13 protein-coding genes and 1 riboswitch are annotated in these 14282 nt (G+C 39.2%); of the genes, 9 read left to right on the forward strand and 4 right to left on the reverse strand.

The window, feature by feature from the left end:
* Positions 1 to 89: 89 nt before the first annotated feature.
* The gene (locus QRN68_RS13260) at positions 90 to 1571 is read right to left on the reverse strand and encodes a DASS family sodium-coupled anion symporter (RefSeq protein WP_285397368.1); all 1482 of its coding nucleotides are present in this window, start codon (positions 1569 to 1571) and stop codon (positions 90 to 92) included.
* A gap of 194 nt (positions 1572 to 1765) precedes the next feature.
* The gene (locus tag QRN68_RS13265) at positions 1766 to 2398 is read right to left on the reverse strand and encodes a glycerol-3-phosphate acyltransferase (RefSeq protein ID WP_285397369.1); all 633 of its coding nucleotides are present in this window, start codon (positions 2396 to 2398) and stop codon (positions 1766 to 1768) included.
* Positions 2399 to 2773: 375 nt separating this feature from the next.
* Positions 2774 to 2887, forward strand: a riboswitch (SAM riboswitch).
* Between the two features lie 116 nt (positions 2888 to 3003).
* Between QRN68_RS13265 and QRN68_RS13270 the strand changes: the two genes are divergently transcribed.
* From QRN68_RS13270 to QRN68_RS13280, 3 genes are all read left to right on the forward strand, one after another.
* Entirely contained in the window at positions 3004 to 4305 is a 1302-nt protein-coding gene (locus tag QRN68_RS13270) for an O-acetylhomoserine aminocarboxypropyltransferase/cysteine synthase family protein (protein WP_285397370.1), read from the forward strand.
* Between the two features lie 330 nt (positions 4306 to 4635).
* Positions 4636 to 5022 carry a hypothetical protein gene (locus QRN68_RS13275; protein WP_285397371.1) on the forward strand — a complete coding sequence of 129 codons (387 nt, stop codon included), beginning with the start codon at positions 4636 to 4638 and terminating at the stop codon, positions 5020 to 5022.
* A gap of 644 nt (positions 5023 to 5666) precedes the next feature.
* Entirely contained in the window at positions 5667 to 6653 is a 987-nt protein-coding gene (locus QRN68_RS13280) for a homoserine dehydrogenase (RefSeq protein WP_285397372.1), read from the forward strand.
* A gap of 55 nt (positions 6654 to 6708) precedes the next feature.
* Here the strand turns inward: QRN68_RS13280 and QRN68_RS13285 are convergent, their stop codons facing one another.
* Positions 6709 to 6939 carry a MerR family transcriptional regulator gene (locus QRN68_RS13285; protein ID WP_142509709.1) on the reverse strand — a complete coding sequence of 77 codons (231 nt, stop codon included), beginning with the start codon at positions 6937 to 6939 and terminating at the stop codon, positions 6709 to 6711.
* Between the two features lie 135 nt (positions 6940 to 7074).
* On the opposite strand from QRN68_RS13285, the gene QRN68_RS13290 reads away from it, so the two are divergent.
* From QRN68_RS13290 to QRN68_RS13315, 6 genes are all read left to right on the forward strand, one after another.
* Positions 7075 to 7929 carry a DMT family transporter gene (locus QRN68_RS13290; protein ID WP_285397373.1) on the forward strand — a complete coding sequence of 285 codons (855 nt, stop codon included), beginning with the start codon at positions 7075 to 7077 and terminating at the stop codon, positions 7927 to 7929.
* A gap of 232 nt (positions 7930 to 8161) precedes the next feature.
* The gene (locus QRN68_RS13295) at positions 8162 to 8854 is read left to right on the forward strand and encodes a response regulator transcription factor (protein ID WP_285397374.1); all 693 of its coding nucleotides are present in this window, start codon (positions 8162 to 8164) and stop codon (positions 8852 to 8854) included.
* Positions 8832 to 8987, forward strand: coding sequence for a hypothetical protein (locus QRN68_RS13300; RefSeq protein WP_285397375.1), 156 nt, complete (start codon positions 8832 to 8834; stop codon positions 8985 to 8987). The genes QRN68_RS13295 and QRN68_RS13300 overlap by 23 nt, the downstream gene beginning before the upstream one ends.
* 15 nt (positions 8988 to 9002) lie before the next feature.
* Positions 9003 to 11195, forward strand: a complete 2193-nt coding sequence (locus QRN68_RS13305; protein WP_285397376.1) for a sensor histidine kinase — start codon at positions 9003 to 9005, stop codon at positions 11193 to 11195.
* Positions 11196 to 11269: 74 nt separating this feature from the next.
* Positions 11270 to 11557 (forward strand): hypothetical protein, encoded by a 288-nt coding sequence (locus QRN68_RS13310; RefSeq protein ID WP_285397377.1) that lies wholly within the window; start codon positions 11270 to 11272, stop codon positions 11555 to 11557.
* Positions 11557 to 12408, forward strand: a complete 852-nt coding sequence (locus QRN68_RS13315) for a hypothetical protein (protein ID WP_285397378.1) — start codon at positions 11557 to 11559, stop codon at positions 12406 to 12408. The genes QRN68_RS13310 and QRN68_RS13315 overlap by 1 nt, the downstream gene beginning before the upstream one ends.
* A 210-nt stretch (positions 12409 to 12618) precedes the next feature.
* Here QRN68_RS13315 and QRN68_RS13320 read toward each other — a convergent pair whose 3' ends face one another.
* Positions 12619 to 13767 (reverse strand): acyl-CoA dehydrogenase family protein, encoded by a 1149-nt coding sequence (locus QRN68_RS13320; RefSeq protein ID WP_285397379.1) that lies wholly within the window; start codon positions 13765 to 13767, stop codon positions 12619 to 12621.
* Between the last annotated feature and the right edge of the window lie 515 nt (positions 13768 to 14282).

The following is a 14282-nucleotide window of genomic DNA, read 5'->3' on the forward strand; positions in this document are numbered from 1 at the left end:
GCAAAGTGATCAGGTAAGCCGACAAAACGTTCAGGTGGGCCCCGAAGTGATCAGGTGCCCACAGAAAAGTCTAGCTACAAATTTCCTTCTTACAATAATCCAATCCATTTCCAATACGTTGCGGAGAATAGCAGAACTAGGAGGTATCCAAAAATCGTTAATGGAATACCAGATTTTAAGAAATCCTTTGTTGTAAACGCTCCTGTACCGTAGGCAAGCATATTTTGTGGTGCACTAATAGGTAAGAGGAAGCCAAAGCTAATAACGAATTGTTGCACGATAACGAATCCAACCTGATCGACATTGGCCGTTAACGTTGAAGCTAAAACGATAAATACTGGCACAAGTGCGGATGCTAAACTTGTTGCACTCGCAAAGCCTAAGTGAATAAGAATATTAAATAAAGTAACAATTGCGATTGTTGCTAGAATTGGCATAGAATCTAAACCGAGTGAACCGAATACTTTATCAGATAACCATGATGCGCCTTGTGTATTAAGTAAAACCGTTCCTAGCATAATTCCTACTGCAAAGACGATAATTGTTCCCCAAGGAATATGCGGTTCAACTTCCTTCCAAGTATAGACCCCGATTTTTGGCATTAATAAAATGGCAATTGCAACGATTGTGACTGTTGTAGTGTCGAATGGATGAAGTTTTCCTTCAGTAGCCCAGAAAAATAGTAAAACTACCGATGTTATGATTAACCGAATTTCGGGAGCTTTTAATGGACCAAGATCCGCAAGCTGCTTTTTAATGACATCCTTACCACCTTCAATATTATTCGTTTCAGGCTTAATCAGTGTAATCATAATGAAAAATAGAGCCACTGACATGATGATTGAGAAGGGGGCAGCGTAAAGTAACCAAGCACCCCAAGAAATATCCACACCAAACTGTTCTTTGATGAAATTTAAAGCGACCATATTTTGAGCTGCCGCCGTTTTAATACCGATATTCCAAATGGAGACAGCTTGCACAGAGGTAATGACAAGTAAAGCAGCAAGTCGACTATCACGTGGTAAACCAAATGCTGCTACCATTCCTAGTAGTATTGGCACAACTGCGCCTGCACGTGCAGTAGCAGAAGGGACAAAGAATGCGAGTGCTATCGATACTAAAATAGCACCGCATACAATGGCTTTTGTTTTTGTCCCAACTAGTGAAAGTATCCATAGCGCAAGACGTTTATGTAAATTGGTAATTTGCATAGCTGCTGCTAGGAAAAGAGCTGCGGCTACTAGTGCAACTGCAGAATTGCTAAACCCGCTTAATGCCAATTTTAGCGCTTCTGATGTTCCAAGTTGTGTCGTTGGATCTTCCATTGACGGAGCTAGACCTAATAAAATTGTAACGAGTGCAATAATCATGGTAGAGCTAACGGGATAGGATACTGCTTCTGTAACCCAAAGGATGACTGCGAAAGCTAAGATGGCCAAGGCTCGTTGTCCAGCTATAGGTAAATCGCCGTTGTTAGGTAAAAAAGTAATGATAATCAGTGAAGCAAAGGCTAATCCAATCCAGAGCGGTTTCAAATTACGTTTCGGTTTTGCTTGTTCAGAAGTAGACATACTTTTTTCATCCTTTCTTCTATCAATAACTATTATTTTCCATAACATCGGCTAGTAATATGCTTTTTTAAGAAAGTAATTTGTATATTTATTGTAAATAAAAATCTTATATGAAATACTCTCTAGTTATAGCAATAATAGGCGATTGCGAGAAAATATGTGGTCATAGAAAGGACAAAAACCCTAAAGTAATATTATTTCTTTTTCTTAAATGCAGAAGTCACTTTTGGCTCAGTTCCCTGAATTAAGCGTTTGATATTTTCGATATGCAAAATGATTGCTATGCTAAAAAGTAGTAGAGCTATAATCGTTGGGCCTACTCCAGGAATCCATAAATATGTTGCTGTACAAAAAACAAGATAAAATTCAAGTACACCGACAATTAAATAGTTCGTCACGAAAGAAAAAATAACAAATAAAATAAGTGCAAATAAACCAATTTTCCAATCAACTGCAAGTAATATTCCTATGATTGATGCAGTTCCTTTACCGCCATTGAAGCCCATGTGAAATGGAAAATTATGACCTAGGATGACACCAGCAGCTATGACATAGCTTAAGAACCAAACTTGTACTTCTGTTAAGTGTGTTGCATCTGCTAGATAGAAATGGGCGCCTATAATAGCTGCTACACCTTTACCGATATCGATAAGTGCAACTAATACGCCGTATTTCCATCCAAGAGAAAGAGTTGCATTGGAAGCACCTGCATTGCCATGCCCAGTCTTTTTTAAATCTACCCCGGATAAAAACTGCGCTACTTTAGAGCCGTGGATACAGCCAATTAAATAACCAACAAGTAGAAAAATGATAACGGCTTTTACCATAAAAGTCCTCCTTTCGAAATAAATAGGCTCATCACCATAACGTGGGATTGATTTCCGTTCCGGCTGGGCGCATTGCTGTCGCTGTCGCTACGCTTTCGCACAGATAAACAATGCGTCCGGATTTTTGAATTGTGCCCGTACAATTCATTCCGCTTTCAGAGGTGGGGGTCTTCTACTGAATGAAGATAAATGGCATACGTTTTAACAAATTTCATCCCAAACTTTTGGTGATAAACCAATAAATACTAAAATAGTGTATGCGTTCGTAATACGTATATAAACAGACAGAAGTTTCGGAAAAAATAAAATTTTAGTGTTGACAGAAAAAAAGTCTGTGTTTATACTTTGTAACAACGATGGAAATTGAATCACATACTCTTATCAAGAGCGGCGGAGGGATAGGCCCTATGATGCCCGGCAACCAGTAAGTGACAAACTTGCTAAGGTGCTAATTCCTACAGATTCTTACTTGGATCTGGCAGATAAGGGGAGGAAAACTTGCAACCGCAACCCTCTTCTTACTGAAGAGGGTTTTTGTTTTCTACTGAAAAAATCCTCCTCATCTCCGGTACCATCGTAAAAAAATAACCATTTGGAGGTATATAATGACAAATTTTAAACCAGAAACATTGCTGTTACACGGTGGCCAGGAGCCAGACCCGGTAACAGGATCTCGTACAGTGCCCGTATATCGCTCAACGGCATTCGTTTTTAAAGACACTGCTCATGCGCAACGTCTTTTTGCCTTAGAGGAAGCTGGCAATATTTACACACGAATTACAAACCCAACTGTAGATGTTTTTGAAAAACGCGTCGCTTTATTAGAAGGCGGTACAGCAGTGGTAGCACTTTCATCTGGTGCAGCAGCTATTGCATTTTCAATTTTAAATCTTGCAGGGGCAGGGGATGAAATTGTCGCAGCTAGCTCTTTATATGGAGGTACTTATAACTTATTTGCCAATACACTACCAAACTACGGTATTAAAACGAATTTTGTAGATGAAACAAATCCAGAAAATTTCCGAGCAGCTATTACTGATAAAACAAAAGCGGTGTTCGCTGAAATTTACGGTAACCCAAGTTTAAAAGTGCTAGACATCGAAGCAGTAGCGAATATAGCACATGAAAACGGCTTACCATTAATTATTGATAGCACATTTGCTTCACCATATGGCTCTACACCAATTGACTACGGTGCAGATATCGTCGTTCATTCCGCAACAAAATGGATTGGCGGACATGGTACAACTTTAGGCGGCGTTGTAGTAGATGCAGGAAAGTTTGATTGGACTCGTGGACGTTTCCCAGGCTTTACTGAGCCAGATGCTTCTTATCACGGTTTGCGTTATGGTATTGACACAGCAGAGGCTGCATTTGCCACAAAACTGCGTGTACAATTACTACGCGACTTTGGACCAACGTTGAGTGCAGATGCAGCATTTAATTTATTACAAGGTTTAGAAACGCTTCATTTGCGTATTCCAAAACACAATGAAAATGCATTGGCAGTAGCTGAATATTTACGAAACCACCCATCTGTGGAATATGTAAATTACAATGGCTTAGAAGATTTTCCTACTCATGATTTAGCAAAAAAATATTTGAGAAATGGCTTCGGTTCAGTGCTTACATTCGGTATTAAAGGTGGACGTGAAGCAGGGCGTAAACTAATTGATAGTGTGAAATTATTCTCGCACGTAGCAAATGTAGGGGATGCCAAATCATTAATTATTCATCCGGCATCTACTACGCATCAGCAACTATCAGCTGAAGAGTTAATCCAAACTGGCGTAACCGAGTCGCTCATTCGCTTATCAATCGGTTTAGAGGCAGTAGAGGACATTATTGCAGATTTAGAACAAGCTATTGAACAAGTAACAGCTTCTCAACAAACAATAGAAGCTTAATGAAAATTGGCTAATGTTGTAGCGTTTACGTATTTTCTCATTCGATAGGCCTCATTTGGTAATACGTAAAACGTTGCGGCATCAACCGCTTGCCTCATTCGGTAAGATATTTGAAAATATTCACGAATAATACCTAGTAATTTTATAAGTATTATTGATTTATTTAAATCCTTGTATTATACTAGGAAATAAGTTAAACGTTCTAAAGGCTACCAACCTAGAACCAATTTGTTTTCAAAGTGCTCCCCCACTTTTGAATATGTGAAGAGGGGTAGTTGCTCAGCCCGCAACTACTCTTAACTAAAAACTGATGATAAAGGAGTGTTTTCAATGGGAAATGTTTATAGTGCACAAAACATTGCATCTTATCTTATTTATGAGTTAAATGAAGGTCATGTGTTTGTGAACAACATGTCCATTCAAAACATACTTGCATCGGTTGATAGTAAATGGCAACAAACCTTTGGACATTCTGCTTTTCAGGAAATCATTTATGCCAAAGAGGAAGATTATACAGTAAAAGAAGTTTTCGAAGCTTATAAAAGCTATGGAGCAAGTCATATACCTCTACCTGCGACAGAGTATTACTTAAAATACGGTACATTCCAATTAGTTGAACGTACGTATGCAATACCAAATCTTACGCAAGAAGAAATAGGACTAGTACAACAAGCATTAACAAAATATCGTTATAAATTGCTAGCAAAAGCTAGTTAATTATCCCTCATATAATTTGTGCTCATTCTCTGCTGCTACAGGGAATGAGCTTTTTTAAAAAGTGAAGAGATAGACTGGCATACCTTTTAAATATTTTTAGTACTATATTTCAAAAGAACACTTCTTTTGGATGTCTTAACATACATATATATAATAGAAGAAAGGCATTCATTTTTTAACTTCTATCAGCGGGTGTCACGGAAGCGGGAATCGTCATTTTTTGTTCAAATATTATAGAACTACTGAAAAATTATATGATAAAAGGGATGAAAACGATTTCTTTTGCACGTCTAGGGAAAACAAATGTCCATCCTAGAAAGATTTTTCTTGTGCAATGTATGTATTTGCGTTACAATTTTCTTTAAGTTGAATTTTGAATTATTTGAATTTGTTTGTGTTTCACATATTTTTTAACTTCTTTCAGCAAATATTTTTTGTACCGGAAGCGTCAGCTATAAAGAACTTCCACAGATGGTGAGAGCGAAAATACCACGACTAAATATATGACTGAAAATGAAGTATTAGAAATACGGCAATCTGACCTGCTTTGTAAAGTCGGCGCACAATTCAAAATCTGTACGAAATAAGCTAAGGCGAAATAAATTTAATGAAACTGCGGAATGTAAGTTGGAGGGAATACAGGAATGGCAACTATAAAGGCAGCTATATTAGGATTTGGAACGGTAGGTCAAGGAATTTACCATATATTAAACGAAAAGCGTGAAGAGCTTAAAAATAAATTAGGAATTGAGCTGGAAGTAGCGAAAATTTTAGTGACAGACGCTAGCCGTGAACGTGTACCGGGTACAGCGCATTTAATGACAACTAGTATGGATGAAGTCGTAGCAGAACCGGGTATGCAAGTTGTTTTTGAGGCGATCGTGAATGAGGAACCAGCATTTACTTACTTAAAGCGCGCTGTTGAACATAAATGTCATGTCATCACGGCTAACAAAGTAATGTTTGCAAAGCGAGGCTTAGAGCTGCAGGAACTTGCCAAAGCAAACGGTGTTTTTGTAGGCTTTGAGGCAACAACAGCTGGTGGTGTGCCTGTTATTAAAACGATGAAAAACATTTTGCTTGTCAATGATGTTAGTCGTATTCAGGGCGTTTTAAATGGCACATCCAACTATATTTTAACGAAGATGCGTTCTCAAGGCTGGTCGTTCGAAAGAGCTTTAAAAGAGGCACAAAATTTAGGGTATGCAGAGGCAGATCCATATAATGATATATCAGGCCAGGATGCCTTTAAAAAATTAATGATTTTAAGTGCTTTGGCATTTGGTGAACAACCAGATTGGGCAGATGTAGAAGTGATTGGGATTGATAGTATTTCAGCAGAGCAAGTGAAAGAAGCGTGTGAAAGGGGCTTGCGTTACCGCCACGTTGCTGAGGTTGAGAAGCTGGCTGATGGTAAAGTCTTCGCAAAAGTTGGTCCACAATTAGTGGATAAAGAACACCCACTTTATCCAGTTGATGACGTCAATAATGCTGTAGCGTTGGATACAAATTATATTGGCACATTAACGCTTATTGGACCTGGAGCAGGTATGTATCCAACAGCGAGTGTGATGGTTGAGGATTATGCGGAAATTATCGGTAAGCGAGCTGGATTTGTAGTAACAATATAATAGGTGAAGAACGTATAGATGCCTATCATTCATTTGTTTGAATGATAGGCATTTTTTAATCCTCATCTTTAACATCAATATCCTCGGGAATAGGTGTATTACGCCAAATTTCGATTTCCTCTTTAATGCGATCTAACTGCTCAAAGTATGTGCTGAACTGTCCGCTATTAATCAGTATTTGGTCCCCATCATACACTGAGCGGATACGTCCCTCATAAACTAGGCGCAGTATTTGATCCTCTGGCATACCAAGTTCAATGGCTGTTTCTTCAATTGTTTTATACATAATTTTCGCTCCTTTTGTTGCTTTTATTATAACGTCCCTTTAAAAGAAAGAAAAAGAAATATGGTAATTGTTTGATTTTGGATAAATCTGTATTATTAATGTTAATGAGTGTAAAGGTCGAGGAGGAAATAAAAAATGTATCCATTTTTCGTGCTACTAGCGGCTATATTGTGGGGCATGACAGGAACTGCACAAACATTTTTAGATGATGGAACATCTCCGATAGCAGTAGCAACAGTTCGTTCTGCGATTGGTGGCGGACTATTATTAGCTATTACTATTTTGCTACGTAAAATTAACTTTCGTAAATGGTCGTGGAAATGGACAATTTTAGCTGCCGCGAGTATTGCAATATTTCAAGGTCTTTTTTTCTCATCAATTCGTCTAACGGGTGTAGCTATTGGAACAGTTGCAACGATTGGTAGTGCTCCTGTATTTTCAGGTGTTTTGGAATGGATACTATGGAAAACACGGCCAACAAAGGTGTGGGGAATAGCAACGATAATGGCCATACTCGGGTGTATTTTATTATTTGTTAATAATAGGGAAGAGGCTGTTCATATGGGAGGTATCGGACTAGCTCTTTGTGCAGGTCTCTCCTTTGCATTGTACACAAATATTAGTAAAAAGCTTATGACACAAGAGGAGGCACTACCAGCAGTGGCGATGACGTTTTCAATTTGTACGTTATTTTTACTGCCATTTTCGATAAGTGAAGGTTTTAGCTGGTTAGCCGTTACACATAACTTATGGACGATGCTTTTCATGGGGATTATGTGTACAAGCGTGGCCTATTTGCTGTTTTTAAATGGTCTACAGAAAGTTAATTCATCGACGGCTGTTACACTATCACTAGCAGAGCCTTTAACTGCAGCGATCCTCGGTGTATTTTTAGTAGGGGAATATTTAAGTATGACTTCCTGGATTGGTGTTGTAATGTTATTAGGTGGTATTGTTGTATTGACATTAGGAGGGCGAAAAAAGGTTTGAGAACAAGTCATACAATACAATCTTTTTTATTGCTATTGGCTTATTACACTTGTTGAAACGTAGCAATGTATATAGCTTGATTGGAGCAACGCGGCTCATCGGACGCCCCTAGGAAATCACCCCACGTCATAGTGATGAAATTCATTCAAAACTTAAGAAATTCTTCATTTTTATAATAACTGGTTTTTAAGATTTAAAAGGTACACTATTAATTGAGAGCGAGGTGTATATCATGACGAAACTAACAGTTCTTGTAACAGATGATGATCAAGATATTCGTGATGGTATTGAAATCTATTTAAAAAATGAAGGCTACCATGTGATTAAAGCTGCTGATGGCTTAGAGGCACTTGAAAAGTTAGAAAACAATGAAGTACATTTAATTATTTTAGATATTATGATGCCAAATATGGATGGAATTACAGCGACATTTAAAATTAGAGCAGAGCGCAATATTCCAATTATTATGCTTAGTGCAAAGGCAGAGGATGGCGACAAAATTCATGGATTGTCTGTAGGTGCAGATGATTACGTCACAAAGCCTTTTCATCCATTAGAATTGTTGGCTCGGGTAAAATCACAGCTGCGACGATATGTACAACTTGGGACGTACAATGACGAAGTAGCTAAGGTAGAAATTGATGGACTTGTCTTAGAGGAAGACGCCAAGGAAGTCATTTTAGAAGGAGAGCCTGTTCGATTAACACCAATCGAATATAAAATTACGGAATTATTAATGAAAAATGCAGGGCGTGTATTTTCAATTAGAGAGATTTATGAGCGTGTATGGAATGAGGAAGCCTACAATGCAGAAAATATTGTGGCAGTACACATTCGAAAAATACGTGAAAAAATCGAAGCAGATCCGAAAAATCCACGCTATTTAAAGGTGGTGTGGGGCGTTGGCTATAAAATGGAAAAATAAAATAGAACAGTATGTTACAATTGCAGGGTTTGTAGCAGCGGTTTTTGGACTAATTTATTTCGGTGTGTTTGCGTATCAGCTAGTAAATGCCCGCTCTTCAGAGGTACTACAATTGCTTGAGAGAATTTTCTAGAGAGGAGTTAAAAGTATGTTAAAAAATTGGAAACCTCTTCTCGCTCTTCTATGTTTAATCTGGGTGATTTTCGGTATATTTACATTCTCCAATATCGGGTATAAATATATTGGAAAGTCCTATTTCCAATCTGAAAGTTTCCAGCATGAACTTGAAAATTTTCAGTCAGAGTTAGGACCATTAGTATTAAATGTACCAGCTTCAAAGGATTTGAAAAGTAAAATAGAGGTTACGCAAAATGAAATTGAAGAGCATCGTAATCGCTATGGAACATTAGGATACCAAATAGAAAATATTAAAGCTCAATATGAAGAGCGCATTCAAGAAGCTACTAATGTAAATGCAACGGATTTAAAAACAAAGCTAGAGAAAGAGCGAGATGAGAAAATTAAAGATATTACGACAAACTTTGAGGATGATGAGCATGTCCGTAAGAAAATTCTTGCTGATAAGGAAGCACTCGTTGATCAATATATAAAGGCAGCACAAGATGCAGCAAAGAGATTTGTGAAGGATAATAAGTATTGGTCTTATGAATTAACGAACACTGAAACAGGTAAAACATATAGTTCAGGCGATGTTTCGGACAGTAACGTATATAAAATAAAGTACACTGAGCAGCATCCATTAACTACTGAGAATATTAGTAGAAATTTGGACCATGTTTTTTATGAAAATGATGTCTCTGTTAACACAGATAATCTTAGAGAAACTGCTGATTATACTGGCATCATATCAATCTCAAAAAAACCAGCACAATCTGCAGTTGTGATGGAGGATTATGACCATTTTAAGCGCAATCAATACATTTTCTATTTTATATGGTTAACGAGTATTGTAGCGGCTATTTTTGCATGGAAAGGACGTAAAGAAGTACTGCGAATGGTACTAGGTATAAAGGAAAAAGAAGCTTTTGCAAAGCTGAAAATTGATTTCCAAATTGGATTGTTGTTCATAACTGGCTCTATGTATTGGTTTACATCACATGTTGTTATGGAATCAATTGAATTTTACAATCAATACAATTATGTACGTTTTATTTTGGATATACTATTTGAAGCAGGCGTCTTAATGATTCTTGCGATCGTATTCTTTATTCAGCTAATCTGGTTGTATGATCGAGTGAATACAGCACAGAAATTAGAGGAGAATTTAAAAGCTAGCTATTTATGGTCACTAGGCGAATCAATTACAGATTTATTTATAAATCGTTCCATCGCATTACATTCCATTGTAATGATTGGAGCAGCATTTTTCGGTGGTGGAAGTCTTGTCGCTACAATGGCAAGAGGTGGCGGTTTTCCTTTCTTTGTATTTGTCATTTGCGCAATAATCGGTATACCAGCCATGATTCTCTTCCTCTCTAGAACGGGGTATTTAAACCGAATTATGAAGGATACAAAAGACATGGCGGAAGGACGTTTAAATCGTGATGTGAAGGTAATGGGCAAATCACAACTTGCAGGGCATGCAGAAAATCTTAATCATTTAAGAGAAGGCGTACGCACGTCCATGCATGAGCAGGCAAAAAGTGAGCGATTAAAAACAGAGCTAATTACGAATGTTAGTCATGATTTACGCACACCGTTAACATCCATTATTACGTACACCGATTTACTGAAAAATCCTGATATTACAGAGGAAGAGCGTAAGCAATATATTCATATTCTCGATAAAAAATCAGAGCGTCTAAAAGTATTAATAGAGGATCTCTTTGAAGTATCAAAAATGGCGAGTGGTAATATTGAGCTCCATCGTAGTCGAGTTGATTTAAATCAGCTTGTTCAGCAGGCAGTAGGGGAGCATGAGGAAGATTTAGCGAAGGCACGTTTAGATTTACGAATGACAAATCCTCCTGAGCCAATTTACGCATATGTAGATGGTCAAAAATGGTGGAGACTGATCGATAATTTAATTGTCAATGTATTGAAATATGCATTAGAAGGCACACGTGTCTATGTGACATTAAAACATACTCCTGAGGGCGATGCGGAATTCACAGTAAAGAATGTCGCAAAGTATGAAATTAGCGAGGATGCCGATGAATTATTTGAACGCTTTAAGCGAGCAGATGCTTCGCGCCATACAGAGGGCTCAGGGCTCGGTTTAGCTATCGCACAATCCATTGTAGATTTGCACGGCGCTCGTATGAGTATAGAAATAGATGGAGATTTATTTAAAGTAATCGTCCGAATTCCAGCAGCATAGACAAAAAAACAGCGGCAAACGTATTTGCCGCTGTTTTCGTTATGTTGAAAAATAAAATATGTGAGTAAATCCTTTTGAATGTTGTCGCTATGGCTGTTCTATCCACGGTTGAGGCGGTTCTATCCACGGATGTGGCTGTTCTATCCACGGATGTGGCTGTTCTATCCACGGTTGAGGCGGTTTTATCCACGATTGTGGCAGTTCTATCCACGGTTGAGGCGGTTCTATCCACGATTGTGGAGGTTCTATCCACGATTGTGGCAGTTCTATCCACGATTATGGCAGTTCTATCCACGATTGAGGCAGTTCTATCCACGGTTGAGGCGGTTCTATCCACGATTTTGCCGGTTCTACCACGGTAGTGTCGGTTCAATCCGTCGCTTTGGCCCATTCATCCGTCGTTCCGGCCTATCAATCCGTCGCTTTGGCGGTTCAATCCGTCGCTCAGAATTCAATCCGTCACCGCGACTGTTTATTCCGTCGCTTTGGCCCATTCATCCGTCGCTTTGGCGGTTCAATCCGTCGCTCAGAATTCAATCCGTCACTGCGACTGTTTATTCCGTCGCTTTGGGTCATTCATCCGTCGTTCTGGCCTATCAATCCGTCGCTCAGAATTCAATCCTTCACTGGGACACTTTATTCCGTCGCTTTGGGTCATTCATCCGTCGTTCCGGCCCATCAATCCGTCGCTCAGAATTCAATCCGTCACCGCGACTGTTTATTCCGTCGTTTTGGCACATTCATCCGTCGTTCCGGCGCATCAATCCGTCGCTCAGAATTCAATCCGTCACCGCGACACTTTATTCCGTCGCTTTGGCCCATTCATCCGTCGTTCAGAATTCAATCCGTCACTGCGACTGTTTATTCCGTCGCTTTGGCACATTCATCCGTCGTTCCGGCGCATCAATCCGTCGCTCAGAATTCAATCCGTCACTGCGACTGTTTAATCCGTCGCTTTGGGTCATTCATCCGTCGTTCCAGCCCATCAATCCGTCGCTCAGAATTCAATCCGTCACCGCGACTGTTTATTCCGTCGCTTTGGCCCATTCATCCGTCGTTCCGGTCTATCAATCCGTCGTTTAGCGGTTCAATCCGTCGCTCAGAATTCAATCCGTCACCGCGACATTTTATTCCGTCACTTTGGCCCATTCATCCGTCGTTCCGGCCTATCAATCCGTCGCTCAGAATTCAATCCGTCACTGCGACTGTTTAATCCGTCGCTTTGGCTCATTCATCCGTCGTTCCGGTCTATCAATCCGTCGTTTGGCGGGGCCATTCTCGGCTTTGCGGTTCTATCCACGATTGTGGTTGTTCAATCCGTCATCTCGGCTCATCGGATGCCCCCGGACAAGCGCTCAGTCGGGACGGAAATCAACCACTCGTTGTGCCGAAGAGCCATGCTTTATTACCTTAAAGTGCGTAGTTATAAGCCTAAATTTTTGGCAATAATCACTTTCATGACTTCGTTGGTACCTGCATAAATGGACATAACGGGAATATCTCGATATCTTCTAGCAATCTTGTATTCTTCCATATAACCGTAGCCACCATGTAATTGCATACACTGGACAGCAAGCTCACGTGCATTTTCCGTTATCCAGTATTTTGCCATTGAAACTTTTGTTACAACATCATTTCCTGCGATATGTTCTTCTATTAAAGTTTCTAAAAATGATTTGCCAAGCTCAATTTTTGTTGCCATTTCGGCTATTTTAAATTGTGTATTTTGGAAGTCGCTAATTGATTTTCCAAAAGCTTCGCGTGATTTTACATAATCAATCGTTAAGGCTAGCATATCCTCAGCAGCTGTTTGTGCAGCGATGGCTACTGCTAAACGCTCTTGCTGTAGCTTTTCCATCATATAGATAAAGCCATTACCTTCTTCACCAAGGAGATTTTCTACAGGTACTCGACAATCCTCGAAATATAGCTCAGCTGTGTCCTGTGCGTGCATTCCGACTTTTTCGAGCTTGCGGCCTTTTGTGAAGCCTGGTGTCCCGTCCTCAATCACAAGAAGGCTAATGCCACGATGTTTTTTTTCTGCCTGAGGATTTGTTTTGACAGCAACGACCGCTAAATTTGTATGAATACCATTTGTAATAAATGTTTTTTGTCCGTTGACGATATAGTGATCGCCATCACGAATAGCAGTAGTTTTGATGTTTGCTAAATCTGAACCTGTGCCTGGCTCTGTCATAGCAATTGCTGTAATGTTTTCGCCTGTAACACATTTCGGCAGCCAGCGTGATTTTTGCTCATGTGAGCCGTATGCCTCAATATAAGGCACGACAATATCGTTATGCAGACCAATACCAATAAGGCTCGAACCTACACGCTCAAGCTCTTCTTGGATTATAACGCCAAAGCTAAAATCGAGCCCGAGACCGCCGTATTGCTCTTCTACTTGAGGGCATAGATAACCCATTTCCCCGAGCTTACGCCAAAACTCAAGTGGAATAAGGTGATCTTTCTCCCATTGTGGATAGTGTGGCTCAGCCTCTTCTACTAAAAACTTACGTAAGGTTTTACGAAATAACTCATGCTCTGTTGATTCGAATTTATATCTTGTCATTGAAACAGCACCCCTTTTTCGCTCGTAAATGCGTAAATTTTCTCTTGCTATTATTATGTTACTGAAAAAATGGAAAAAATTAAAGTACATTAATCAAAAAAGTGGGGATCATTACCATAACGTAGGGTTAATTTCCGTTCCGACTGGGCTTTGTTGTTGCTGTCGCTACGCTTTCGCACAGATAAAACAATTGTTGCTGACGCTACGCTTTCGCACAGATAAAACATTTGTCGCTGCCGCTACGCTTTCGCACAGATAAAACATTTGTCGCTGCCGCTTCGCTCGCTACGTTTTACAATCATTAATATAGCTAAAGTGGTAAGTAATCACCTAGATTACAAAATTGTCACTTTCCTAGTAGAGATTGTCATGTAAATCATACGATTGAATTACAAGGAAGATGTACACTTGATATAAAGTGCCAATTGGTATCCTTTTTTCCTCTATTTTTTTCTATAAGAAGAATAGTGAAAGTACTTAATGCAAATATTAATGTTAAGTATAATGCTATAATC

The organism is Lysinibacillus sp. fls2-241-R2A-57, from assembly GCF_030209535.1.
Classification (GTDB): Bacteria; Bacillota; Bacilli; order Bacillales_A; family Planococcaceae; genus Lysinibacillus.

Bases quoted from the DNA above. Each gene is read 5' to 3' on its own strand.
- QRN68_RS13270 (WP_285397370.1), top strand. From the start codon at position 3,004: ATGACAAATTTTAAACCAGAAACATTGCTGTTACACGGTGGCCAGGAG.
- QRN68_RS13260 (WP_285397368.1), bottom strand. From the start codon at position 1,571: ATGTCTACTTCTGAACAAGCAAAACCGAAACGTAATTTGAAACCGCTC.
- QRN68_RS13305 (WP_285397376.1), top strand. From the start codon at position 9,003: ATGTTAAAAAATTGGAAACCTCTTCTCGCTCTTCTATGTTTAATCTGG.
- QRN68_RS13290 (WP_285397373.1), top strand. From the start codon at position 7,075: ATGTATCCATTTTTCGTGCTACTAGCGGCTATATTGTGGGGCATGACA.
- QRN68_RS13280 (WP_285397372.1), top strand. From the start codon at position 5,667: ATGGCAACTATAAAGGCAGCTATATTAGGATTTGGAACGGTAGGTCAA.
- QRN68_RS13320 (WP_285397379.1), bottom strand. From the start codon at position 13,767: ATGACAAGATATAAATTCGAATCAACAGAGCATGAGTTATTTCGTAAA.
- QRN68_RS13265 (WP_285397369.1), bottom strand. From the start codon at position 2,398: ATGGTAAAAGCCGTTATCATTTTTCTACTTGTTGGTTATTTAATTGGC.
- QRN68_RS13295 (WP_285397374.1), top strand. From the start codon at position 8,162: ATGACGAAACTAACAGTTCTTGTAACAGATGATGATCAAGATATTCGT.
- QRN68_RS13275 (WP_285397371.1), top strand. From the start codon at position 4,636: ATGGGAAATGTTTATAGTGCACAAAACATTGCATCTTATCTTATTTAT.
- QRN68_RS13285 (WP_142509709.1), bottom strand. From the start codon at position 6,939: ATGTATAAAACAATTGAAGAAACAGCCATTGAACTTGGTATGCCAGAG.